The sequence below is a fragment of the Alcanivorax sediminis genome (assembly GCF_009601165.1).
GTDB lineage: Bacteria > Pseudomonadota > Gammaproteobacteria > Pseudomonadales > Alcanivoracaceae > Alcanivorax > Alcanivorax sediminis.
The window spans coordinates 2,735,525-2,757,651 of the sequence record NZ_WIRE01000001.1 but is presented as its reverse complement, the minus strand read 5'-3'; the positions used below and the strand labels follow the sequence as shown (position 1 = coordinate 2,757,651).

At 55.9% G+C, this 22,127-nt stretch carries 24 protein-coding genes and 1 tRNA gene; 12 read left to right on the top strand and 13 right to left on the bottom strand.

The genetic code is table 11. The features are described from left to right. Positions 1 to 42: 42 nt before the first annotated feature. Positions 43 to 684 (bottom strand): class I SAM-dependent methyltransferase, encoded by a 642-nt coding sequence (locus GFN93_RS12605; protein WP_153501407.1) that lies wholly within the window; start codon positions 682 to 684, stop codon positions 43 to 45. A gap of 124 nt (positions 685 to 808) precedes the next feature. Here GFN93_RS12605 and GFN93_RS12600 point away from each other — a divergent pair, with 124 nt between their 5' ends. Beyond that, on the top strand, positions 809 to 2,071 hold the full coding sequence (locus GFN93_RS12600) for an ABC1 kinase family protein (RefSeq protein WP_328594620.1): 1,263 nt from the start codon (positions 809 to 811) through the stop codon (positions 2,069 to 2,071). On the opposite strand, the gene GFN93_RS12595 is transcribed toward GFN93_RS12600, so the two are convergent. Genes GFN93_RS12595 through rimO form a run of 3 tightly spaced genes read right to left on the bottom strand, consistent with a single transcriptional unit; the run spans position 2,068 to position 5,312 of the window. After that, entirely contained in the window at positions 2,068 to 3,060 is a 993-nt protein-coding gene (locus GFN93_RS12595) for an alpha/beta fold hydrolase (protein ID WP_235901834.1), read from the bottom strand. The two genes, GFN93_RS12600 and GFN93_RS12595, sit on opposite strands and share 4 nt — an antisense overlap. Before the next feature lie 59 nt (positions 3,061 to 3,119). Next, positions 3,120 to 3,971 carry a DMT family transporter gene (locus GFN93_RS12590; protein WP_328594619.1) on the bottom strand — a complete coding sequence of 284 codons (852 nt, stop codon included), beginning with the start codon at positions 3,969 to 3,971 and terminating at the stop codon, positions 3,120 to 3,122. Positions 3,972 to 3,974: 3 nt separating this feature from the next. Beyond that, entirely contained in the window at positions 3,975 to 5,312 is a 1,338-nt protein-coding gene (gene rimO, locus GFN93_RS12585) for a 30S ribosomal protein S12 methylthiotransferase RimO (RefSeq protein ID WP_153501406.1), read from the bottom strand. Positions 5,313 to 5,494: 182 nt separating this feature from the next. On the opposite strand from rimO, the gene thpR reads away from it, so the two are divergent. Together thpR and GFN93_RS12575 are read left to right on the top strand one after the other, a co-directional pair. Beyond that, positions 5,495 to 6,004, top strand: a complete 510-nt coding sequence (thpR, locus tag GFN93_RS12580; protein WP_153501405.1) for an RNA 2',3'-cyclic phosphodiesterase — start codon at positions 5,495 to 5,497, stop codon at positions 6,002 to 6,004. A 57-nt stretch (positions 6,005 to 6,061) separates the two neighbouring features. After that, positions 6,062 to 6,688 carry a YbhB/YbcL family Raf kinase inhibitor-like protein gene (locus GFN93_RS12575; RefSeq protein ID WP_153501404.1) on the top strand — a complete coding sequence of 209 codons (627 nt, stop codon included), beginning with the start codon at positions 6,062 to 6,064 and terminating at the stop codon, positions 6,686 to 6,688. A gap of 176 nt (positions 6,689 to 6,864) precedes the next feature. On the opposite strand, the gene GFN93_RS12570 is transcribed toward GFN93_RS12575, so the two are convergent. Further along, positions 6,865 to 6,941, bottom strand: a tRNA-Pro gene (locus tag GFN93_RS12570). Between the two features lie 145 nt (positions 6,942 to 7,086). On the opposite strand from GFN93_RS12570, the gene GFN93_RS12565 reads away from it, so the two are divergent. Beyond that, positions 7,087 to 8,202, top strand: a complete 1,116-nt coding sequence (locus GFN93_RS12565; RefSeq protein WP_153501403.1) for a methyltransferase — start codon at positions 7,087 to 7,089, stop codon at positions 8,200 to 8,202. Positions 8,203 to 8,330: 128 nt separating this feature from the next. Here the strand turns inward: GFN93_RS12565 and mtnC are convergent, their stop codons facing one another. From mtnC to GFN93_RS12540, 5 genes are all read right to left on the bottom strand, one after another. Further along, positions 8,331 to 9,035: an acireductone synthase gene (gene mtnC / locus GFN93_RS12560; protein ID WP_153501402.1), complete on the bottom strand. Its 705-nt coding sequence runs from the start codon at positions 9,033 to 9,035 to the stop codon at positions 8,331 to 8,333. 172 nt (positions 9,036 to 9,207) lie between these two features. Next, positions 9,208 to 9,750 (bottom strand): 1,2-dihydroxy-3-keto-5-methylthiopentene dioxygenase, encoded by a 543-nt coding sequence (locus tag GFN93_RS12555; protein ID WP_153501401.1) that lies wholly within the window; start codon positions 9,748 to 9,750, stop codon positions 9,208 to 9,210. A 2-nt stretch (positions 9,751 to 9,752) separates the two neighbouring features. After that, on the bottom strand, positions 9,753 to 10,388 hold the full coding sequence (locus tag GFN93_RS12550) for a methylthioribulose 1-phosphate dehydratase (protein WP_153501400.1): 636 nt from the start codon (positions 10,386 to 10,388) through the stop codon (positions 9,753 to 9,755). 13 nt (positions 10,389 to 10,401) lie between these two features. Continuing rightward, the gene (mtnA, locus tag GFN93_RS12545; RefSeq protein ID WP_153501399.1) at positions 10,402 to 11,433 is read right to left on the bottom strand and encodes an S-methyl-5-thioribose-1-phosphate isomerase; all 1,032 of its coding nucleotides are present in this window, start codon (positions 11,431 to 11,433) and stop codon (positions 10,402 to 10,404) included. Next, on the bottom strand, positions 11,423 to 11,893 hold the full coding sequence (locus tag GFN93_RS12540; RefSeq protein WP_153501398.1) for a PGPGW domain-containing protein: 471 nt from the start codon (positions 11,891 to 11,893) through the stop codon (positions 11,423 to 11,425). Before GFN93_RS12540 ends, mtnA begins: the two co-directional genes overlap by 11 nt. 106 nt (positions 11,894 to 11,999) lie before the next feature. Between GFN93_RS12540 and GFN93_RS12535 the strand changes: the two genes are divergently transcribed. Continuing rightward, positions 12,000 to 12,473, top strand: a complete 474-nt coding sequence (locus GFN93_RS12535; RefSeq protein WP_153501397.1) for a DUF2489 domain-containing protein — start codon at positions 12,000 to 12,002, stop codon at positions 12,471 to 12,473. Here GFN93_RS12535 and GFN93_RS12530 read toward each other — a convergent pair. Then, positions 12,407 to 13,201: a DUF3108 domain-containing protein gene (locus tag GFN93_RS12530; RefSeq protein WP_328594617.1), complete on the bottom strand. Its 795-nt coding sequence runs from the start codon at positions 13,199 to 13,201 to the stop codon at positions 12,407 to 12,409. The genes GFN93_RS12535 and GFN93_RS12530 overlap by 67 nt on opposite strands. Positions 13,202 to 13,421: 220 nt before the next feature. Between GFN93_RS12530 and GFN93_RS12525 the strand changes: the two genes are divergently transcribed. After that, positions 13,422 to 13,808: a PilZ domain-containing protein gene (locus GFN93_RS12525; RefSeq protein ID WP_235901832.1), complete on the top strand. Its 387-nt coding sequence runs from the start codon at positions 13,422 to 13,424 to the stop codon at positions 13,806 to 13,808. An 87-nt stretch (positions 13,809 to 13,895) separates the two neighbouring features. On the opposite strand, the gene GFN93_RS12520 is transcribed toward GFN93_RS12525, so the two are convergent. Further along, the gene (locus GFN93_RS12520) at positions 13,896 to 14,504 is read right to left on the bottom strand and encodes a hypothetical protein (RefSeq protein ID WP_153501395.1); all 609 of its coding nucleotides are present in this window, start codon (positions 14,502 to 14,504) and stop codon (positions 13,896 to 13,898) included. A 213-nt stretch (positions 14,505 to 14,717) separates the two neighbouring features. Between GFN93_RS12520 and GFN93_RS12515 the strand changes: the two genes are divergently transcribed. The 3 genes from GFN93_RS12515 to thrH all read left to right on the top strand — a co-directional run bounded on the left by GFN93_RS12515 (position 14,718) and on the right by thrH (position 17,526). After that, a complete protein-coding gene (locus tag GFN93_RS12515) occupies positions 14,718 to 15,635 on the top strand; it encodes a 5'-nucleotidase (RefSeq protein WP_153501394.1) in 918 nt (305 codons plus the stop codon). A gap of 94 nt (positions 15,636 to 15,729) precedes the next feature. Next, complete coding sequence (cysB, locus tag GFN93_RS12510; RefSeq protein ID WP_153501393.1) at positions 15,730 to 16,704, top strand: HTH-type transcriptional regulator CysB; 975 nt, start codon at positions 15,730 to 15,732, stop codon at positions 16,702 to 16,704. 204 nt (positions 16,705 to 16,908) lie between these two features. Further along, positions 16,909 to 17,526, top strand: a complete 618-nt coding sequence (thrH, locus tag GFN93_RS12505; protein ID WP_328594616.1) for a bifunctional phosphoserine phosphatase/homoserine phosphotransferase ThrH — start codon at positions 16,909 to 16,911, stop codon at positions 17,524 to 17,526. Positions 17,527 to 17,784: 258 nt separating this feature from the next. On the opposite strand, the gene GFN93_RS12500 is transcribed toward thrH, so the two are convergent. Then, the gene (locus GFN93_RS12500) at positions 17,785 to 18,840 is read right to left on the bottom strand and encodes an anthranilate synthase component I family protein (RefSeq protein ID WP_328594614.1); all 1,056 of its coding nucleotides are present in this window, start codon (positions 18,838 to 18,840) and stop codon (positions 17,785 to 17,787) included. Positions 18,841 to 19,210: 370 nt separating this feature from the next. Here GFN93_RS12500 and filA point away from each other — a divergent pair, with 370 nt between their 5' ends. From filA to GFN93_RS12485, 3 genes are all read left to right on the top strand, one after another. Continuing rightward, positions 19,211 to 20,083 (top strand): putative pilus system protein FilA, encoded by an 873-nt coding sequence (filA, locus tag GFN93_RS12495; RefSeq protein ID WP_153501391.1) that lies wholly within the window; start codon positions 19,211 to 19,213, stop codon positions 20,081 to 20,083. A 161-nt stretch (positions 20,084 to 20,244) separates the two neighbouring features. Continuing rightward, a complete protein-coding gene (locus GFN93_RS12490; protein WP_153501390.1) occupies positions 20,245 to 21,057 on the top strand; it encodes a C39 family peptidase in 813 nt (270 codons plus the stop codon). Between the two features lie 48 nt (positions 21,058 to 21,105). Next, on the top strand, positions 21,106 to 22,119 hold the full coding sequence (locus tag GFN93_RS12485) for a transporter (protein WP_153501389.1): 1,014 nt from the start codon (positions 21,106 to 21,108) through the stop codon (positions 22,117 to 22,119). The last annotated feature ends 8 nt before the right edge of the window (positions 22,120 to 22,127 follow it).

Here is a 22,127-nt window from a genome sequence, read left to right as displayed (position 1 = left end):
TCCAGGCTACGTGGAAACAACATGGTGTCGCTGTTGGAAATTTCAATTGTTGATGATCAGCAAATCCGCACAAAGCGCCTTGGGGGTCTTGGTGCGACGTTCAACTACACGGGAATCCATGCCGGCTTTCTCGCAGCGCTCGGCCAGAGCATAAAACGGACTGCGGCCCGGATCAGCGATAATGATCTCTTTCACGCCAGCGCGGAGGGCGCGGCGGATCAGGTTATACAGAACCGGGGTGAGTTCGTCCCAGAAGCAGATGTCAGCACCCGCCATGATATGGATATCAGCAAGCATCTTCTGTGAAATTTTCTCGAAGCGCATGACCTTCTGCTGGATCGCCACCTTGTTGATCTGGGCATGAAGATCCAGGTAGGGGAATACATCCTCATCGGCATCCACGGCGGTCACCGAACAGCCAAAACGTTTGGCAGAAAAGACGGAGAGAGGCCCCCAGCCGCAGCCGATATCAAGCAGGTGCTGATCTGGCGTGACTTTCCGGCGCGTCAGGTGATCCATGATCAGGAAGCTGGAATTCCAGACCTTGTTGCCATGGATAGAGGGGGTGTGATTGGCCCGCTTGAGACGCCGTATTTCCTTGTGGCCGGAGCGCAGCAGTGTGATGCCACGGGTGCGAATGGTGTTTGGTTCTCCTGCCCGTATAACTACCCCTGAAGCTGACATAATCGCTCACTGCCGTAAAAGCCTGAAACAGTACGGTCAAGGCCGGCGCGATTCAAGTCCGGAAAGCGAATTGAAAAGAATGCATAATCATTCGGGTTGTGTGGTTAGAACTGGGTGATCATCAGTGATTAAAGAAAGCGTCATCGGGCTTTCAGCTATTGCGGCAGGACGAACACGCTATGTTCGTGCTGTAGCCGCCATGAGTCAGTTGGCGGCGCTGTATGCAGCTGGAACGCTGGGGGACAAGAAAGCCAGCCATAGACGGGGCGCAGAGGTGCTTTCCAGCCTGTGCCGTCGTAATGGTGGCTTCTGGGTGAAAGCTGCCCAGTTTTTCAGTTGCCGCCCTGACGTATTACCCCGGGAATACATTGAGGCCTTTCAGCAATTGCAGAATGATGCCCAGCCCGTACCGTTTGCGGCTATTTCCAGGGTGCTCTCCCGAGCCTGGGGCCGGGACTGGCGTGACCAGTTTGTCTGGGTTCAGGAGCAGCCGACAGCTGTCGCCTCCATCGCCCAGGTGCACCGGGCCAGGCTCAAGGATGGCCATGAAGTGGCGATCAAGGTTCGTCTTCCGAAGGTGAAGCGTTTGTTTGAGCAGGATGCACGTGTGTTTCGTGCTCTGTCTGTGCTTGCGGCGCCCCGGTTTCAGGAGTTTGACCTGCGCCAGGCGATTGAGCAGCTACTCGCCATGACGGCGATTGAGCTGGATTTCCGTAATGAAGCGGCAAACATGCAGCGCTTTGCCCGGCAGCAACATCACCCTCGAATTCGTATCCCCGAGCTTCTGCCATCGCTGAGTAACGAGCGTATTCTGGTGACCAGCTGGGAAGGGGAGACCCGTCTCAGGGATTATCTCGACGAGAACCGTGACAAGGCAGCAGATCTGCTTGGGGTGCTCCTGACCAGTTATTTGCAGCAGGTGACGCGCTTTGGTGTTTACCAGGCGGATCCTCATCCCGGGAATTTTCTGGTCAATGAAGATGGCCAGGTCGTTATCCTGGATTTTGGTGCCATCGGGATTCTTACCCCGGATGAGGTGCGCCGTTATTCGCGGCTGTTATACGGCCTGATGGGGTTTGAAGGGAAAGTCGATATTGGTGAGTTGTTTGTCCAGGCAGGGTTCAAGGGGGGATCCCCGGAAACACTCAAGGCACTGGCGTTGTATGTGTTGACCGATCAGCTGCGTCATCAGGGACCGGTGGCCGCAATGGGGGACTTGATGGAGCGGTTTCGGGAGGAGCGCATATCGATTCCGGACTCCTACATCGGGATATCCCGGGTGCTGATTACGCTGGGCGGCTTTCTGATGAATTACGATGTGCCGTTCGACTGGACTCCGCCGGAACAACGCAAGGCGGTTGCTCCGGCAGAAACCATGGAAAGCTAAGGGTTACGTGCTTCCTGCCAGAAGGTTCTGAACAGGTCCGCTGTTTTACCCGGTGCTTCGGCCATTGGCACATGACCGATGTCGTCGAGAATGGCGGAGCGGGCGTGGGGCAGTTCTTCCAGAAACGTCTTCACATTATCCAGTCCCAACAAGCGGTCTTTCTGGCCCCACACCACCAGTGTCGGGGTAGACACACTAGCCAGCTTGCCGGTGCCCTCCAGATTCATGCCCGGGTCTTCATCCAGTTGCTCGAAAATGTGCTGCGCCACTGCAGAATTACGAGCCTTTTCCTGCCCCATGATATCGACGAAGAATTCAGGCATGTAAGGGGGCTCTTCCATGGCCCATTCCAGGGTGGTTGTGAAATCATCCGGGGTGCGCGGAATCAGGGGGTTGGATGCTGAGTTTTCCAGCAGTGTCTTGAACTCCGGGGTTTGTCGGGTCAGTCCGGCGGAGTTGATGAGTCCCATGGACAGAACGCGCTGAGGTGCCTGACGTGCCATCGAGATAGAGATGGCTCCGCCCATGGAATTACCAGCCACATGAAATGTGTCTACGCCGAGGGTGTCCATCAAGGTCAGCAGGCGACGGGATTGCGCGGCCATGCGGTAATTCAGATCAAGGCCACGAGTGCTGTCACCATGGCCTGGCAGGTCGGGTACCACGAAATAAAAGTCACCATCCAGTTCCGAAACGAATCGCAACCAGTTTCCGGAGTCGCCACCAAACCCATGGATCAGTAGCACCACGGGTTTGTTGATCTCACCCTCGGAAGTCAGAAGGTGCCAGCGGATGCCATCGTCTGTTTCAAGCGCTTTGTCCTGAAGCCCTGCGCGGGATTTTTCAAAGTTGATGCCCATTTCATAGGCTCGCTTGGCGGCATCGTCACAGCCAGCAAGCAGTGTCGTGAAAAGCATGAAGATCATGACGACAGGAAAGCGGAAAGGGTGGGCCATGTGTATTACTCGATCCATCAGTGGGTTGAGCATTCTATTATTCTCATTCATTAGCTATGTTGATTTTGTTAAAGGGAATGTCAGTGGTTTCGTTACCGCGGTTTCCCTTTTAGGTTCCACACTCCTGCGGCAACAATCAACAGGGTGCCGAGTATGGTGGTGATGACCAGCGTTTCCCCCCAGAACAGCCAGCCCAGCAGTGCTGCCCAGACCACCGCAGAATAGTTGTAAACCCCTACCTGTCCCGGGCTTGCCATCTGGTAGGCATTGGTCATGGCAAACTGTCCGCCTGTGGCCACCAGACCAATCCCCATCAGCCAAAGATAATCGCTGCCTTCGGGCAGAGTGTGGACCCAGATGAGGGGTATTGCAGAGAACAGCGTGGCGAAGAGTGCAAAATAGAAAACCACTCGCTGTGCCGGCTCAGTGATGGCCATACGACGTATGCTGACCTTGGCCACACTCATGATTGCGGCGCCAGCCAATGCTACCCACATGACGGGATCGATGGTTCCCGTGCCGGCACGCATGATGATGGCGACGCCAACAAAGCCCACCAGGATAGCGATCCAGGTACGGGTACGTATGGTTTCCTTCAACCATAGCCAGCCAACCACCGGCAGGAAGAACGGCACCGTCATTTTCACCAGCACCGCCTCGGCCAGAGCAATGTGGCCAATGGTATAAAAGAAGCAGAACATGGCGGTTACGCCGGTAAACGCGCGGATCAAATGAAGGTGGAGGTTTCGGGTTTTGAGCTGCCCGAAGCCACCGCGATGCATGATGATGGGGAGCAGAAACAGCAGCCCGAACAGGTTGCGGGCAAACACGATCACCTCGGTGTCGAGGTGATCGGACAGGTTTTTGATCATGGCCGCCATGATGGCCAGGAGGCCTTCACCGAGTACCAGCAGCAGGGCGCCTTTTAGCGGTTGGTCATTCACGCGTCAGGCGTTGCCGGGTACCGGGGTACCCCAAAGATCGTGCTCGTCGGCATGCTCGATGGTGACGTTGAGTCGCTGGCCGGGTTTCAGCCCGGTTTCACCGTTGATGTAAACCAGACCATCGATTTCCGGAGCGTCGGCCTTGGAACGGGCAATAGCGCCTTCTTCGTCGACTTCATCCACCAGTACTTCCAGGGTCTTGCCAATCTTCCTTTGCAGTTTGTCTGCGCTGATTCGGGCCTGCACGTTCATGAAACGCTCACGTCGCTCTTCGGCAATGTCCGGGTCCACGTGGTCTGCAAGAGCATTAGCGGGGGCACCGTCCACCGGGGAATAGGTGAAGCAGCCAACACGATCCAGTTGAGCTTCTTCCAGCCAGTCCAGCAGCATCTCGAAGTCGTCGTTGGTTTCACCGGGGAAACCGGTGATGAAGGTGCTGCGCAGGGTGATATCCGGGCAGATTTCGCGCCAGCGACGAATGCGCTCGAGGGTGTTTTCCGCATGGGCGGGGCGCTTCATGGCCTTCAATACCGACGGGCTGGCATGCTGGAACGGGATATCCAGGTAAGGAAGGATATGCCCCTCGGCCATCATTGGAATGATGTCGTCCACGTGGGGGTAGGGGTAGACGTAGTGCAGGCGCACCCAGGCACCCATCTGGCCCAGAGCCTGACACATTTCCAGCATGCGGGTTTTCACCGGCATACCCTGCCAGAAACCGGTCTGGTATTTGCGGTCTACACCATAGGCACTGGTGTCCTGGCTGATCACGAGCAGTTCTTGCACGCCCGCTTTCACGAGTCGGTCTGCCTCATCCAGCACATCGCCAATAGGGCGGGAATCCAGCTTGCCGCGCATGGAGGGGATAATGCAGAAGCTGCACTTGTGGTTGCAGCCCTCGGAAATCTTCAGGTACGCATAGTGACGCGGAGTCAGCTTGATACCTTGTGGTGGTACCAGATCCAGGAATGGGTCGTGGTTCTGGCTGGGCGGGATCACTTCGTGTACGGCGTTGACCACTTGCTCGTATTGCTGGGGGCCACTGACAGACAGCACTGACGGGTGCACCTTACGGATAGTGTCTTCTTCCACGCCCATGCAGCCAGTCACGATGACCTTACCGTTTTCATTGAGTGCTTCGCCAATGGCATCCAGAGACTCTGCCTTGGCATCGTCGATGAAGCCACAGGTATTCACCACTACCACATCGGCATCTTCATAGCTTGGGCTCACCTGATAGCCTTCCGTACGCAGCTGAGTAAGAATGCGTTCGGAGTCGACCAGGGCCTTGGGGCAACCCAGACTGATAAAACCGACTTTACCGGACTTGTGGTCGGACATAGTGCACCTCACGGTTGGCTGACGTATTCGCTGGCGGGCAGGGTAGTGGGGGCGCAATTCTACCGGTGTCACTGCCGTGAAGCCATGCCTGCAGCACATTGGCGTAAAATGCGGGTAGCACTGTCTGAGGCGGGTGCGTTTTGGCTACCCCTGCCGGATCGGCAGTTTACAGGGAGAGGCGGATGCGTTGTTTTATCGGGGTGCCAGTGGGAGGCGAGCTGGCTGAAGAATGTATCCTGCTTGCTGCGGGCCACGCGGGTGCGGCACCGCTCGGCAATCTGCATATGACGCTGGCCTTTATGGGTGAGTGTCGTGCCGAGCAGGTCGAGGCGATGGTTCCCCACTTGAAGACATTGGCCGCATCTTTCGCGGCTTTCAGTCTGCCGTTTACCCGTTGTGAGCCCTTCCCTCAGGAAAGGGGCCCCTTCCTGGCTTTGACTGGAGCCTTGTCACCGGAGTTAGAGGCTCTGCACAAGGGGTTGGAGGAACGGCTCTCGGATTGTGGAATTCATCTGGAGCCACGGCCGTTCCGGCCCCATGTCACACTGGCCAGGCCCGGCCACTCACTGCCTGTGCTGACGGGAGAGTGGCGGTTGTTGGTGTCGTCTTTCTGGCTGTACCAGAGCCAGCGTGGCGAAAATGATTTCCCCATTTACTCACCCCTGGCGCGTTTCCCGTTTTCTTGTCCTTGAAAATCGCGGCGGAAGCCTGTGTCATGAATGCATCATTCCGCCAACTGGAGTCCAACCATGCAGCTAGTCAGCAACAGCCTGACCGATCAGCAGCCCATCGGTGAAAAGTATGTGTTCGCGGTGATTGATCCGGAGAACCACGTTGCCCTGTCCGATAACGTCAACCCCCACCTGGCCTGGAGCGGAGCTCCGCAAGGCACTCGCTCCTTTGCAGTGGTGGTGCATGATCCTGACGTTCCCAGTGCGGGCGACGATGTGAATCAGGAAGGCCGTGAAGTGCCGGCTTCGCTACCCAGAGTGGATTTTTACCACTGGACTCTGTTCGATATTCCTGCCGAACAGAGCAGCCTTGAAGAGGGAGCCTATTGCAGCGGTATTACGCCGCGAGGTAAAAGTGGCCCGGATGCGGGGAATGGCCTGCGCCATGGCAAGAACGACTACACAGGGTGGTTTGCCGGTGATGCCGAGATGGCAGGGGATTACTTTGGCTATGATGGCCCTTGCCCGCCCTGGAACGACAGCATCATTCACCACTATGTCTTTACAGTGTATGCGCTGGATGTGGACACGCTGCCAGCAGGAGACGACCTTGGTGGTTCAGCGCTGGCCGAGATCATCAAAGCGCATGCACTGGATTCGGCCAGCCTCACTGTGACCTACACGCTCAATCCGAGGCTGGCATAAGTCACGGCTTGATTGTTCGCGTGAGGAAGGCCGCCGGCTGCCCGGCTCACGCGCTTACCACACCTTGGGGGCAGGCGGGCCCGAGATGACGCTTGCCGCCATGTTTCATGGGGCGCGGGGCTGGAGCCGCCGATGAAGCATAAAAAAAGGCCGCTCGTTTGAGCGGCCTTTTTAATTGGTCGGAATAGCAGGATTCGAACCTGCGACCCCTACGTCCCGAACGTAGTGCTCTACCAGGCTGAGCTATATTCCGGATCTTGTGCTGGCGCATTCTAGCAGCGAAATCTGAAAATACCATACCTAAATGCAGCTCTGTCGGCCGTTTGCGCATATTATGGCCAGCCGGCGCTTCTGTAGGCAGAATGCGCTCCCGATACCTGGTCACCGGAGCTACCCACATGCATCAACTGACACATCCCTGGGGGAGCCTGACCCTTTATCGCTGGCCTCGCCGCCGCAATGAAACCCTGCAGGCCTGGGACAATGCCGACCAGTATCTGCTGAATACTCTTGCCGAGAGGGGGGGCGAGCGCGGTGAGATCCTGGTGGTCAATGATAGCCATGGCGCCCTTGCTCTTGCGGCTGCCAAGAGGGGCGGGGTGGTGTCGAGTGGCGATTCCTGGCTCGCCCTGGATAATATCCAACGTAATGCGGCAGAAAACGGCCTGGCGGAAATCACACACTGCTGGCCTGACGAAAAACTCCCCACCGTGCCAGGCCAGGTGTTGATGCGCGTGCCAAAGTCTCTGGCGCTGCTGGAATCCCAGCTGGTCTGGTTGAGTGCACAATTGAATGAAGGCACGCCGGTGTGGCTCTGCGGTATGGACAAGCACCTGCCCCGACAGCTGGTGCCGCTCATGGAGAAGTACCTGGGCAACGGCCAGGCGGAATACGGCTGGAAGAAAGCGCGTTTGTTTAGTGGCAAGGCGCCTGGCAGGGTATTAGCCGACTCACCATACCCGACCTCCGTGGATACCCCAGTCGGACAATTGCGTGTCGACGCGGGTGTGTTTTCCCAGCAACAACTGGATATAGGTGCCCGCTTCTTTCTGGAGCACCTCCCCAGTGGGTTGGCCGACGGAGCCCGGGTGGTCGATTTAGGCTGCGGCAATGGCGTGATAGGTCTTGCCGTGCTGCAGCACAACCCTTCGGTGCACATGACTTTCTGCGATGAGTCCTGGATGGCCCTGAAAAGCGCGCGGGAGAACGTGGCCTCTTTTCAGGAGGGAGCACAGGCCCGTTTGCATCATGGCGATGGATTGTCCGCTCTGGATGAGCGGTTCGATTGCATCCTGCTCAACCCGCCGTTCCATGAAGGCCACATTGTGGGCGATCATGTGGCGCGCAGGCTATTTCGCCAGGCCAGCAAGCGACTGGCGGAGCAGGGTGAGTTGAGAGTGATTGGCAATCGTCACCTGGGTTACCACAAGGCGTTGGGCCGCTTGTTTTCCGCTGTAGAAGTGGTTGGTACCAACAAGAAATTTGTGGTGTTTTCCTGCCGGGATCCGAAGTAGTCATGCTCAATGAACTAAAGATGGCGAATCAGGACAGGACCGAGCCACCCCTGAGCGGCTTCGATGCCTGATTCCCCTGCGCAAGCCGGGGATCCTGCCCCATAGGAGCGACGCTCGGCAAGCGAGCGTTAATCCGCTGTGGGCCTTTCCTGGAGATTGGCGACATCGATCTGGTTAAAACAGGTGACAACCTGATGCTTGCTAACCCCCTGGCTGCCTTCCCGATCCAGGCGGATGGTCCTCAGGCCGGCTTCGGCTGCGGCGTCCAGCTCTGCCTCCACATCGGACAGGAACAAAAGCTGTTCGGCGGGTAGTCCAATGTCAGCCTGGATATTGCGATAACTCTGTACTTCCTGTTTGTGGCCGGAGGTGGTGTCGAAGTAGCCGCTGAACAGCGCAGTCAGGTCGCCTTCGTCACTGTAGCCAAAAAACAGTTTCTGGGCCGGGATTGATCCTGAGGAGTAGACGTACAAATCCAGCCCATGTTGTTTCCACTGCTTGAGGCACTTCGCCGTGTCGGAATAGAGGTGAGCCGTGTAGTCACCATTCTGGTAACCCTGCTTCCAGATCATTCCCTGCAGCGCTTTGAGCGAGGTGGCTTTGCGGTCTTCGGCAATCCACTGCTGGAACAGGGCGCTGGCCTTTTCCGGCGTTTCCAGTGTCTGCCCACTTTCCTCGGCGGCGGCACTGATCAGAGCCTGCACGGTTTCATCTTGCCAATGCGCGTCCAAAAACCCGGGGAACGCCTTCGCCGCGTAGGGGAACAGCACTTCCTTCACGAACGATATGCTGCTGGTAGTGCCTTCGATATCGGTGACGATTGCCTTGATCATGGTGCTATCCGTAATTGAGGTTCGCTGGGTAGTAAGGTACGGGAAAGCCAGAAGCGGGTTTCGAGTTGCGAAAACCTAAACCACTTTTGCTTCAGGTTCTGGCGGGGTTTGCTCTTCGAAACTCGCTTCTGCTCATCCATCGCCTGCAGGCAGGCTCCTGCGGCGACGGGGGTTAGTCCAGGCGCGAGAAACGGCTGGCGATATCGCTGCCGGTAAAGTTGGCCACCCAGCCCTCGGTGTTGTTGAACAGGCGGATGGCCACAAAGCGAGGTTGTGAGCCCATGTCGAACCAGTGCGGTGTGTTCGCAGGCACGCTGATCAGGTCACCTTTGGTGCACAGGACTTCGTAGACCTTGTCCTCAATGTGCAGGGTAAATAGGCCTTTCCCCTCCACGAAGAACCGAACTTCATCTTCGCTATGACGATGTTCATCGAGAAACTTCTGGCGGAAGGCCGCTTTCTCGGGGTGATCCGGCACCATGCTCACCACGTCCACCGTCTGGTAACCCTCCGTTTCCATCAGGCGATCAATATCACTTTTGTAAGCAGCGATCACTTCATCCTGGCTGGGTTGCTCGGCGAGGGGAGCGGAGGCTTCCCATTGCTCATAACGGACACCGGCAGCAGCCAGTACCTCAGCCATGGACTGTTTGTCGGTAAGGTGCTGTTCCGGGGTGGCCGGGTTATCAGCTCGAAAGACTTTCATCTCGCTCATGATCAGACTCCACTTAGACGGCGGCGGTCCAGCTCAATAGCAAGCAGGACTTCCAGCGCTTCAAGTTGACGGTAGCAGGTTGGCAGGTCCGCCGCCCAGGTGTAGAGCCCGTGGCCTCGAATCAGGTAGGCATGGCTGGCATCACCGTTATCCATCGCGGCATCGACCTTATCGGCCAGGGCGGCAATATCCTGAGTGTTATCAAACACCGGTATGTTCAGGCGGCTCTCATGGGTGGTAATTCCATCCAGCGCCTTGAGTAGTTCATAGCCATCCAGGGTGATGGTGTTGGCTGGCCAGTGCATGGTCAACACAGTACTGGCATGGCTGTGGGTATGCAGCACAGCGCCGACCTTGTCATAACGTCGATATAACTGGGTGTGCAGTAGCGTTTCGGCGGAGGGTTTGCCTGCGCTGGCGGCTTGCCCCTGCATATCCACAGCCATGATGTCGGTCTCACGCAGCATGCCCTTGTCCTTGCCGGATTGGGTAACTGCCGCGTACTGGTCATTGAGCCGAACGGAGTAATTGCTGCTGGTGGCTGGCGACCAGCCGTTGCCATAGATGCGTTGCCCAATGGCGGCAAGGGCGCGGCTGGCTTCACGAAAATCGGCGGTGGAATAGGGGCGTTCGATCATGGTTTTCTCCGCATCATTGCTCGCGTATGTGGGCCAGCACCTTGTCGGTATTGGGTGCCTGAATCACGCCACGCTCGGTGACGATGGCGGTGATCAGCTCGCCCGGCGTTACGTCAAAGGCAGGGTTGTAAACCGATACCTCGCTGGGTGCAACGACTTTGCCCTGGACCTGACGCACTTCATTACCGTCACGTTCTTCAATCACGATGTGGGAGCCGTCCGGGAGCGCCGGGTCCAGGGTGGAAACGGGGGCGGCAACAATGAAGGGAATACCGTGATGTTTGGCCAGCACCGCCAGGTTGTAGGTACCGATCTTGTTGGCGGTATCACCATTGGCGGTTATCCGGTCTGCACCGACAATCACGGCCTGTACCTTGCCCTGCGCCATCAATTGTCCTGCTGTACTGTCCGCGACCAGCGTTACCGGGATGCCGTCGTTGGCCAGTTCCCAGCTGGTCAGCCGGCTGCCTTGCAGCCAGGGGCGGGTTTCACCGGCATAGACGCTATTCAGACGCTTTTGCGCCCAGGCGGTGCGGATGATGCCAAGGGCAGTACCATGGCCGCCGGTGGCCAGCGCGCCGGTGTTGCAGTGGGTATAAACGGTGGCGCCTTCTGGCAGCAGGGCTGCGCCGTGTTCGCCGAGCGCATGGTTGGCTGCAATGTCCTCGTGATGAATGGCTTCGGCATCCTTTTTCAAGGCATTAACCAGCTCGACTCCCTGAAGTGTACCTGCCGTCGCCTGAAGTCGTTCCAGTGCCCAGAACAGGTTGACTGCGGTGGGGCGGCTTGCGGCCAGCACAGTAATAGCCGCAGCCAGATTGTCCGCGCTGGCGGTCTCTCCCTGAAGAGCCGCTTCCAGCGCCAGGCCGTAGGCTGCAGTGATCCCGATGGCGGGGGCTCCGCGAACAACCATATCGCGAATGGCCTGAGCCGCTTGTTGGCTATTGTGGATTGGCAACCACAGGGTTTCGGCGGGCAAGACACGCTGGTCCAGCAATTCGAGAAAGTCCCCATGCCAGCGAATGGCAGCGCTGTTAATCACCATGTTTCTGGTCCTCGGCCCTGTCTTCAGGAGGTTGGTCGTCTGGGTGTTTCAGTGGGCTCCGCTGGTACTTGCGGCGGATCCAGTTAGCCGCCCGGTAAACCCCGGGGCGGCGCATGATAGCGCGTTCCAGACGGTATTTCCCCGGAAAAGTACTGGTCATGATAGCGATCAGAATAGTCAGTAATCCTTGCCCAGGAAGGACGAGCATGAGAATACCGGCGACCAGCAGGATGAGGGCAACAAGATTGCGCAGGGACCACAGTAGCCACCCTGTGGGGTTGCGGTGCGAATAGGGGTGATACTGCTCGGTGAAGTAGTCGGCGGGGACGCGGGCGATAAACAGGGGAATCGCGACGACGGAAGCAATCGCCATGACTATGCCGGTCACTGTCAGCGTGGGTAGCCAGGGCTCAAGCTGCTCAGCGAGGGGGGCCAACCAGTCCGGCATTGAAGGCGTCAAAAGGTTTCTCCGGGGTGAACACAGTGGATCTGATGGCTACAATGGTACCCGACAGAGGGTTTTTCAAACCTTATCTTGATCTATTTATTCTCACGATGGAGAACGCATGAGCCTGGTTTGGCAGATCATCCTTGCGGCCCTGATCGGGCTGGTGATTGGTACGGTGATGGGACTGCTGGCGTGGCGTCTTTGGCTGGCCCGCAAGCAACGTGAAGAAGCAAAGCGTCAGCAACTGGCCGTGCTCGACAGTCTGGGTGTGCTATGTATGGCCATGGTGCAGCAGCAAATAGAACTGAGCGAAGCATCGATACGGATCAGTGCCTTGCTGGACACCCTCCCGGATACTATTTCACCCAAGGTGGATCTGTCAGATTTTCACCAATTTGCCGAAACGTGCCGGCAGTTTGATAGAGGAGACTCCCGCCAGGCACTGACGCCCCGGGTGCGCCACCAGCAGGACAGTTATCGGTGGCAGCTGGAGGAAGATTACAAGGAAAGACTGGAGGCCTGTGCTCAGCGGCTGGAAACGGTGCTGCCAGCTTGGAGGGCTGGATTGGGAGTGTCCTCCTCGTTGAGATAACGGAAATCCGTAAGCTCAATACGTCCGCGCACAAAAGGGTTTTCCTGGTGATCCATGCGGATCATGAAGTAGTCCAGTTCCCTGGCAGCCCAGAAGCGGGATTTTCGCCCACGCTCTTCGTAATCGCGCTCAAGCCCTGTGGCCATCCATTCCCCGGCTGGCGTCTTGATGGTTTCACTCTCGAGAGACCGGTACTGGTATTCGTCCAGGCCATCAGGTTCGGCCACATGATAGGAAAATGCCGAATCCGCCTTGGCCATGTTGCAGCGTGCCACCATGGCGACACTCAAGGCGTCCAGCGCGTCTGCGACCAACGGATATACCGCTTTGCTGCCTTTGGCGGTACGCGTTTTCCAGTCGAACACGATTTCACCGCCGCGGTTAATGCCGAAACCAACGCTTTCGTGACGATAATGATGAGGCTTGGCAACGCAGTTGTCCCAGTCGAACTGGGCAACTTCCTCATGACGGAACAGGCGGTTCTCAACCTTGAAGTGCAGTTGGTAATTGTCAGGTTCCTGGGTCAGCCTGATCATGGCATTGAGCCCGAGCGGGATGCCATTGACCACGACACGGTAGGACGCCTCGACCTCGGGCAATGCTTCCGGGAAAGTTGTTCCAGCTGGAGCGGCGATGCCTTGTGCTGTGTCTGCGGTGACTATTGTGCTGTGTATCAGCAGCAGGCTGAAGACAGAAGGCAGCAGTGCAAGGCGGGGGGTGGCTGTCACGTCCCTGTGATCCTGATCCAAATAAAGTGGCAAGATCATACCACGCTGAGGGTGGCTGGCCAGTAATGCGGTGGACGAGGCGTTCAGGCGTCTTTTAGCTGCCTACCGATGGTCAGCATGTTAATATTTGTAATCTGGTTGCGCGCTGGATTGCCAAGGCGAAAACGCCAGCCAACGCCCGGCCTGGTGTTATTCAGGACAGAACAGACACGGAAAGAATATGGACAACAGAGAATCCCGCGGAGCCAATCGGCGCAAGTTGGCTCGTATAAACACCCAGATGCGAGTGGATGTGTTCAGACATCGTTTATTCGGTGGCTGGCGCTTTGTGACACGGGCCAAGGCATTGGACTATAACCGTTTCGGGATTGGCTTGACCTCGCCGATGCGTCTTTCTCCCGGTACCCACATCAAGCTTGATCTGTATTCTCCGTCGATGATTTTGCGACAGGTTGAGGCGGAAGTGGTGAGTTGCCATCGTGCTGGGCAGGCATATCGCCTGGGGTTACGGACGTACCACACGCTCAAGGAGGTCGCTGGTGAGGTAGACCAACACCAGATTCGCTACCTGGCCGGCATGGAAGACGTTCTCCCCAACCAGACGTGAGAACGGTCTCAAGCTTGATGGAACGACAAAAAAAAGCCCCATCCGAGAGGATGGGGCTTTTTCGTGTGGCTGAGCCAGTGAATCGGCTTAGCCGTCTGCCTTCGGAGCAGGTGCTTTCTTGGCGGCCGGCTTCTTCTTGGCAGCAGCCTTTTTCTTGGCTGGGGCCTTCTTTGCAGCCGCTTTCTTGGTGGCCGCTTTCTTGGCAGGCGCCTTTTTCGCAGCAGCCTTTTTCTTGGCCGGTGCTTTCTTGGCGGTTGCCTGCTTGGGGGTCACCTTCTTTTCGATTTCCTTGGCGCGCTTCTCCAGGTCCTTCTCGTACTGGCCGATCACGCGAGCCAGGCTATGGGCCTGCTTGGCGGTGGCTTTCAGGACCTTGACTTCGGTTTCCAGGATGCGCTTGCGGGTTTCGGAGTCGTCAACTTGCTTGCGGGCATCATCAGCAGCCTTGCGGGCACGGTCCAGCTGGCGCTTGACGGTGGCAGTGGCTTTTTCACGGTATTCAGCCTGCAGGCTCTCGAACTTGTTCAGGTACTCGCGACGACGTTCTACTTCCTTGTTGAGACGATCACGAACTTTATCCAGCTGCTTTTCCAGCTGACCGATTTGCTTCTCACGTTCCTTATCAAAGCGCTCAGCCAACTTGCGGATCTGCGCCTGAAGTTCCTCAACGGTATCTTTAACCTTGTTAGCAGCCATGGACGACTCCCTTTCCCCTACGGATGGTATGAAACAGCTTGGCGATTGCACTGCGATAGTGCTGTTGCAACTTTATGCCACATATATGATGTGAACAACCATTGATCAATTCGTGTCGGACAGAACAGTCAGAAGAAAGGTCGGAAATCATCACATTGCGATTTGAATCCTGCAGCAGGATACTGACCAAAACCGGAATGAATGGAATGAATCATGCCAGTGTCGTTTGACGGGAAGCTTGTTGTTGCCATCAGTTCCCGTGCACTCTTCGATCTTTCAGACAGCCACAAAGTCTATCTTGAGCAAGGCCTTGATGCGTTTCAGGAATACCAGATTGAGCATGAGGAGGATGTGCTCAAGCAAGGCGATGCTTTCCCGCTGGTAAAGAAGCTGCTGGCCATTAATGATCTGGAAGCAGGTGAGGGCAGGGTAGAGGTGATCCTGCTGTCCCGAAACAGTTCAGACACCGGTCTGCGAGTCTTCAACTCTATCGAGCACTATGGATTGCCGATTACCCGGGCGGCGTTTGCGGGGGGCGAGAGCCCTTATCGCTATGTCTCTGCCTTTGGGGCGCACCTGTTCCTGTCCACAGATCCTGACGATGTGCGCCAGGTGCTGGAGGCAGGTTATGCAGCAGCAACCATCATGTCCGGGGGGCAATGTCAGCGCGAGGACGGGATTCTACGGGTCGCTTTCGATGGTGATGCGGTGCTGTTTTCCGATGAGTCGGAGCAGATTTTTCAGTCCGGAGGCCTGGCGGCATTCACAGAAAATGAGAAACGATCGGCTCGTACCCCAATGAACGGGGGGCCATTCAAGCCGTTCCTTGCCGCCTTGCATCAATTGCAGCAGAGCTTTCCCCATGATCAGTGCCCCATTCGAACCGCGCTCGTTACAGCGCGGAGTGCACCGGCCCATGAGCGCGTAGTGAGAACTTTGCGGGAATGGGACATTCGTCTGGACGAGAGCCTGTTTCTCGGTGGCCTTCCGAAGGGAGATTTCCTTAGGGCATTCGGCGCAGACATGTTTTTTGATGATCAGCAAGGACACTGCGAATCGGCTGCACAGCATGTGGCCGCTGGCCATGTTCCCCACGGCATATCCAATGTGGCATCCGGTGGCGACCCGTAATCAGGCAGCGATGAAGGCGTTACGTCTGTATGCTTTTGCTGCATAATTACTTATATTCTTATAACCACCAGCTCGAAAGTGTGCGGAGGCAGGGATGAAGTTGCAGCAATTACGCTACATCTGGGAAGTAGCGCGGCACGACCTCAACGTCTCAGCGACTGCAGCAGCGCTGTATACGTCTCAGCCGGGTATCAGTAAGCAGATCCGAATGCTGGAAGACGAGTTGGGTGTGGAGGTCTTTGCCCGAAGTGGCAAGCATCTGACCCACATCACACCGGCTGGGCAGGCCATCCTGCGTATCGCTGGAGAGATTCTCCAGCAAACGGAGTCCATACGTCGTGTTGCCCAGGAGTTCCGTGATGAGTCCCGCGGTGAACTCAGCATTGCTACCACCCATACCCAGGCGCGTTATGCACTGCCGCCGGTGATCAATCAGTTTACCCAGCGTTTCCCCGATGTATCCCTGCATATGCACCAGGGCACACCCATGCAGATTTCCGAGATGGCGGCGAATGGCAGTGTGGATTTCGCCATCGCGACGGAGGCTCTCGACCTGTTCTCCGATCTGATCATGATGCCATGCTATCGGTGGAACCGGACGGTGGTGGTGCCTGAGGGACATCCGCTGACCCAGGTGACACCGTTGACCCTTGAAGCCCTTGCGGAATTCCCGTTGGTGACCTATGTCTTCGGTTTTACCGGTCGCAGCAAGCTGGATGATGCTTTCGTGGATAAGGGATTGGAGCCCAAAGTGGTGTTCACAGCAGCCGATGCCGACGTGATCAAGACTTACGTGAAACTGGGCATGGGGGTGGGCATTATTGCGCACATGGCCGTGGATCCGGTGGAAGACAAGGGCCTGGTCGCCCTTGATGCAGGTCACCTGTTTGAGTCCAGCACCACGAGGATCGGTTTCCGCAAAGGGACCTTCTTGCGTGGCTTCATGTTCGATTTCCTGCAGGCCTTCGCGCCGCACCTGACCCATGAGCGGGTGGAAGCTGCCATCAAAGCGGCCAATCGTGAGGAGCGGGAGGCCCTGTTTGCGGATGTCGAGCTGCCGATTCGGTAAAGACGGTTGTGCCCGCAGAGGTCAAGAGAGTCAGGGAGTATCTCTCCTAGGCCTCTGTGACATATCTACCTTATCAGCGCTGACACTCGCCACTTTCCCATGGAGTCGGGCACTGCCGGCATAGCCTTTTGCCGACCGCCGGATTGCATTCCAGGGGGCTCGCGGCTACATTGTGCGCGCCTGATCAACCCATAGGGGAATACCGTGGAATTGCTGTGTCTGGACCTTGAAGGGGTCCTGATCCCGGAAATCTGGATCAATTTTGCCGAAAAAACCGGAATCGAAGAACTCCGTGCTACCACCCGGGATATCCCGGATTACGACGAACTGATGCAGATGCGTCTGCGCATCCTGGATGAGAAAGGTTACGGCCTGCCGGACATTCAGGAAGTGATTGATACCCTGGAGCCGCTGGATGGCGCCAAGGAGTTTGTCGACTGGGCCCGTGAAAACTTCCAGCTGATTATCCTTTCAGACACCTTCTACGAGTTCGCCAAGCCCCTGATGAAGAAACTGGGCTGGCCGACCCTGTTCTGCCACCGTCTGGAAGTGGACGAGAACGGCAAGATCACTGACTACAAGCTGCGCCAGAAAGACCCCAAGCGTATGTCCATCAAGGGCTTCCACAGCTTGAACTACCACTGCATCGCAGCAGGTGACTCTTATAACGACACCACCATGCTGTCTGAAGCCGAGCAGGGCATCCTGTTCCATGCCCCGGACAATGTGATTGCGGAGTTTCCCCAGTTCCCGGCTGTTCACAGCTACGAGGATCTGAAGAAGGAAATCGTCAAGGCCAGCCCTCGCGATATTCCACTTTAAGATACGCTCACCGCATCACGTATAACGCATCATGCAACACTGTGGGGTGCGTGTTTTGGTTTAAGCACAAAAGCCGCGCCCGTCATCGGGTGCGGCTTTTTTGTTTGGCTTCGGGCTTCGTCAAGGGTGGACAGATGGAACCGGGAGGGAAAAAGGGCTGAAGATCCTGTAGGAGAGCCAATTTGTTGGCCCGCAGTCTTCAGAGCAGAAAACCTTCGGCCAACAAGTTGGCTCTCCTGCAGGAGGGAAGGGGCCAGCTTAGGGCTTGGCCAGGAACCGCGCTTCCAGTGCTCCCATTAGCTTTTCCACTTTGAAACGACTCTCTTCGTATTCGGCTTCAGGATCAGAGTCGAACACAATGCCCCCGCCGCCATGACAGTAGAGTTTGTCGCCATCAGTCTGCAGGGTGCGAATCAGGATATTGCTGTCCAGATTGCCCTTGTCATCCATCCAGAAAAAGCTGCCGCAGTAAGCACCGCGAGGAGCTGGCTCAAGTTCGGCGATAATTTCCATGGCCCGCTTCTTGGGCGCGCCGGTGATAGACCCGCCCGGAAATGCGTGCAGCAAGGCCGCCAGCGGCGAGACATCTTCCCTTAGTTCACCTGAAATGGTGCTGACCAGGTGCTGCACATTGCTGAAGCGCCGCAGTTCAAACAGCGGGTCTGCCTTCACGGATCCCGCCTTGCAAAAAGCGCCCAGATCATTCCGCAGCAGATCCACAATCATCAAGTTCTCTGCCCGGTCCTTGGGGTTTTGCCGCAGCTCTTCACCGATCAGTCTGTCCTCTGCGTCGTCCTGCCCGCGAGGGCGAGATCCCTTGATCGGTTCAGTGACGACCTTTCTGCCATGGATAGAAAGAAAGCGCTCAGGGGAAACGCCAAACACACTGCCAGATCCGGTATCAAAGTAACAACTGTGAGGGGCTGGGTGGCGTGCCTGCAGTTCCAGCCAGGCTGTAAGAGGTGCTCCCTGAAATGTCGACACAAAACGTTGCGCCAGGTTCACCTGATAACAATCCCCGGCAGCCAGATACCGCTTGATGCGATCAAGGTTGGCCAGGTATGCCGCTTTACTGGTTTCTGGGCGGAAGGGTTCGTTCAGCGTGAAATCACCAGTGAGAAGGCGGCCTTCTATATAGGGGGAAGGTTTCTGGTCATAGAGGTGGACAACCAGCGGTACGTCCGCGTTAGTCATTCCCTGAGTGAGGTTGTAGGGCACAACACCCGCTGCAAAGACACAATGGCTGCTCAGATGCCGTTGAATGCTGGATAACAGGACCGGGATCTCGTCCGGCTGTCTGACAGATAACGTCACCACAGGAGCTGGAAGAGAAACGATTTGCTTATTCAGTGGGAAAAGACAGCTGGGAATCATGGTTCAAGATCAAGCTTGGGGGACAGCCAGTGTACCTGTTACTGAAAATCTTCCCAACTGTGTTACGGCGGGTAACACACAGAACCCGATTCAGTATTATTTGCCTTGATACGAATTGCGTCATCTGTCTCTTGCTTTGTTCATCTCATTATAAAACAGTGGGTTACAGGTTTGTGATGTTATTGAATCTATCTGTAACTGTAGCATTGGCTTTTGTAACTGTTGTGTTAACGTACATGTGTGCTCTGCGAGAACCGGGGCGCATATAAGGATTACAAAAACACACGTTGTGCACACGAGGAGAACAACAATGGGTTTTAAAAAACTCGCAATCGCCGCAGCCGTAGCTGTTGCCCCGATGTCTGCTCTGGCTCTGGAACCAATGCAGGATGAAGCTCTGTCTGCAGTTACTGGTCAGGACGGTATCACTCTTGGTCTTAATGCTAATATTGTGGCACAGGTCATCGTTCATGATACTGATGGTGTCGATGATGATACCGCTACTACTCCGGCATGGACTGGTTATGGCAATGCTGGCGCCATTATTCTGGAAGACTTTGCCATCAATACTGGAGGTGGCAATATCGGTATCGTTATCGATGCAGGTGATAGCGACGCAGCCGGTGCTGGCGCCATGTTGAATGTGGGGATTTCTATTCCTACAGGTACCACAGTAACCCTTGGCAGCGTGGATGTTGCCAACAGTAACCGTGATGAGGCGACTCCTGGTTGGGGGGTGGCTGCAACCGGTCGCGTCGATAATGTGCTGAACCTTGGCTCAGTGACGCTTGGCGCAACCAATCTTAACCTTCAGTTGGGTACTGAGGCTCAGGGCGACATGATCGCAATGAATACTACTATCACAGGTGGTGGTGTTAAGATTGCCAACTTCAGCATTAACGATGCAAATAGCGGTGGTGGTATTACTGTTGGAAATCTTCAGGTGGTAAACACTGGGGCTACTGCAACTGGTGACCTTTCTGTGGGTCTTGGTATTAATGCCACCACTAATGGCCTCGTGATTGACCTTGATCAGGTAGGGGTTGCTGGTACAGGCGCTGGAACTGGTGCAGACGTACGGATGACTAGTGTAAATATCGGTGGCACTGGCAATCTTGGTGATGTAGAACTGGTTGGGTTGAATCTGAATGGTTCTACCCTGACAATCGCTGGCCACAACTAATCGTTGTTCAGCAATATAAAACCCGGCTCCGGCCGGGTTTTTTATTGGCTGAAATGCCATGCCGGGGTGTCAGAATAGGTGGTTGCCTGCGCACGGTGACCTAGTTAACATGTGTCACCATATAAGAAACACACAATAACAATAACGCTGGATGCCATTACATGCTGACTTCCATGCTGGGCGTGGCGCTGATCTTCTTTGCTGCCAATGAGTCCGTGGTGATCGAGCCCCCCAAGAAAGGGGAGATCTACTATGAGCACCCGACCCAACCTGTCCCACTGAGAGACCGTGGCATCGTTGTCGAGAAGCCGGTTTCAGAGTTCCGTTATCACAATGTGGTACGCCAGGCGTACGACTATTCCTGCGGCTCCGCTGCACTGACTACTGTTCTCAACCAATATCTTGGTCGCCAGTTTCAGGAACGGCAGATCATGGAAGGGCTACTGCGTTTTGGCGAGACGGACAAGATTGTAGAACGTCGCGGTTTCTCCCTGCTGGACATGAAGCGTCTGGCGACGGCTCTGGGTCACCCCAGTGGCGGTTTCCGCGCCGAGATGGACGACATCCGCAATCTTGACCACCCAGCCATCGTTCCCATCGCCTATGGTGGTTTCAAGCACTTTGTGGTGCTAAAGAAATACCAGGATGGTCATATTTTTGTCGCCGATCCTGCGCTTGGCAACATCAGCTTCACGGAAAGCAAATTCGCCGAGATCTGGGATCAGAACGTCCTGTTCATTGTTTTTCCCAACGGTTTCGAGCCTCAATCAGGGCTTGAACTGACAGACTACGACCTGCGGTTGCTGGACGAACGCACCATTAACCGCTGGGCGTTTGAAGTTTTTCCGGTGTTTACTGCGCCAATTGAAAACTGGGCGGATAAGGCCAGTACACTGACCCGGGTTCTCGTTACGGATCAGGATGGCTCAGAAAGGGTCATTAATGTTCCGACCCGAACCTATTATCGTAAGTAATACATAGCCTGCAGTGGCAAATAACAAACAGAATAAAGGAAGGCTTGCATGAAGATGATGTCTGGGAAGGTGGCCGTCGCGGCCGCACTCTTGTTGGCGCAGCATGTTGCCTGGGCGGCAGACAGCGTGGATGAGGCCCGTGAAGCGCTGCAGACCCAAGAGGATGACGTCACTCAGGAAAAAAACCTGGAGGAAGTCTTCCAGGCTGCTGAAAAGCAGTATTCCCTGCTGCCCAGTGGCCAGATGTCGCTGAATTTCTCGGGTAACTACAGCTATTACCGGGATGACCGGATTGACATCGCCATTGATGAAGACACGGGGAATATCAGCCGCTTCCGTATTGAGCAGGATGCCCAGCATTCGTTCTCCTCTTCACTTTCAGTGGATTACGGTATCTGGAATAACCTGACCTTCAATACCCGCTTGCCGGTTTCCTACAAGTACGACACAGAGAAGGATGTCTCCCAGGCGGCACTTGGTGACGTTTCCTTCGGCCTGCGTTTTCAGCCGTTCCCGGTGAAGCCCGGCGCCATGAATACCACGCTTTACACCACCCTGAGCACCCCCACGGGGGACAGCCCTTATGAACTGAATGTTCGCGAGGAGGTGTCGAGTGGGTCGGGTTACTACTCTGTGGGTGCAGGCCTGAGTGTCAGCAAGGTGATTGACCCCGTAGTGCTGTTTGGCTCGTTGGGGTACACCTATGCGTTTGATGTAAGTGGATTGAATCAGGTGCGTGGCGGGGAGATCCTCACGGATGTTCACCCTGGTGATAGCCTGAATTTCTCCATGGGCCTTGCGTATTCCCTGTCTTATGAAGTGTCTTTGAGCGCCAGTTATCAGCAGTCTTATAACTTCGAGACAGACTTTGTCTTTGAGGATTACACCGCCTCATCTGAAGACTCCACATCCAGTGTCGTGAATACGTCCTTGGGCTTGCGAACTGCGAGCAACCGTATCGTTAACCTCAGCTTTGGTTTTGGTCTGACCGAAGATTCCCCCGATGTACTGCTAGGTATTTCCATGCCGATTGATTTCTCCGGCCTGAAACCCGGTGCCTAAGCGGTTAA

What these genes read in the sequence shown, in the direction of transcription:
- GFN93_RS12595 (WP_235901834.1), bottom strand. Translation starts at nt 3,060, where the DNA reads ATGCTCAACCCACTGATGGATCGAGTAATACACATGGCCCACCCTTTC.
- GFN93_RS12525 (WP_235901832.1), top strand. Translation starts at nt 13,422, where the DNA reads ATGGACAACAGAGAATCCCGCGGAGCCAATCGGCGCAAGTTGGCTCGT.
- GFN93_RS12490 (WP_153501390.1), top strand. Translation starts at nt 20,245, where the DNA reads ATGCTGACTTCCATGCTGGGCGTGGCGCTGATCTTCTTTGCTGCCAAT.
- rimO (WP_153501406.1), bottom strand. Translation starts at nt 5,312, where the DNA reads ATGTCCGACCACAAGTCCGGTAAAGTCGGTTTTATCAGTCTGGGTTGC.
- cysB (WP_153501393.1), top strand. Translation starts at nt 15,730, where the DNA reads ATGAAGTTGCAGCAATTACGCTACATCTGGGAAGTAGCGCGGCACGAC.
- GFN93_RS12575 (WP_153501404.1), top strand. Translation starts at nt 6,062, where the DNA reads ATGCAGCTAGTCAGCAACAGCCTGACCGATCAGCAGCCCATCGGTGAA.
- GFN93_RS12565 (WP_153501403.1), top strand. Translation starts at nt 7,087, where the DNA reads ATGCATCAACTGACACATCCCTGGGGGAGCCTGACCCTTTATCGCTGG.
- GFN93_RS12535 (WP_153501397.1), top strand. Translation starts at nt 12,000, where the DNA reads ATGAGCCTGGTTTGGCAGATCATCCTTGCGGCCCTGATCGGGCTGGTG.
- GFN93_RS12555 (WP_153501401.1), bottom strand. Translation starts at nt 9,750, where the DNA reads ATGAGCGAGATGAAAGTCTTTCGAGCTGATAACCCGGCCACCCCGGAA.
- GFN93_RS12605 (WP_153501407.1), bottom strand. Translation starts at nt 684, where the DNA reads ATGTCAGCTTCAGGGGTAGTTATACGGGCAGGAGAACCAAACACCATT.
- GFN93_RS12520 (WP_153501395.1), bottom strand. Translation starts at nt 14,504, where the DNA reads ATGGCTGCTAACAAGGTTAAAGATACCGTTGAGGAACTTCAGGCGCAG.
- mtnA (WP_153501399.1), bottom strand. Translation starts at nt 11,433, where the DNA reads ATGGTGATTAACAGCGCTGCCATTCGCTGGCATGGGGACTTTCTCGAA.
- GFN93_RS12515 (WP_153501394.1), top strand. Translation starts at nt 14,718, where the DNA reads ATGCCAGTGTCGTTTGACGGGAAGCTTGTTGTTGCCATCAGTTCCCGT.
- mtnC (WP_153501402.1), bottom strand. Translation starts at nt 9,035, where the DNA reads ATGATCAAGGCAATCGTCACCGATATCGAAGGCACTACCAGCAGCATA.
- GFN93_RS12550 (WP_153501400.1), bottom strand. Translation starts at nt 10,388, where the DNA reads ATGATCGAACGCCCCTATTCCACCGCCGATTTTCGTGAAGCCAGCCGC.
- filA (WP_153501391.1), top strand. Translation starts at nt 19,211, where the DNA reads ATGGGTTTTAAAAAACTCGCAATCGCCGCAGCCGTAGCTGTTGCCCCG.
- thpR (WP_153501405.1), top strand. Translation starts at nt 5,495, where the DNA reads ATGCGTTGTTTTATCGGGGTGCCAGTGGGAGGCGAGCTGGCTGAAGAA.
- GFN93_RS12485 (WP_153501389.1), top strand. Translation starts at nt 21,106, where the DNA reads ATGAAGATGATGTCTGGGAAGGTGGCCGTCGCGGCCGCACTCTTGTTG.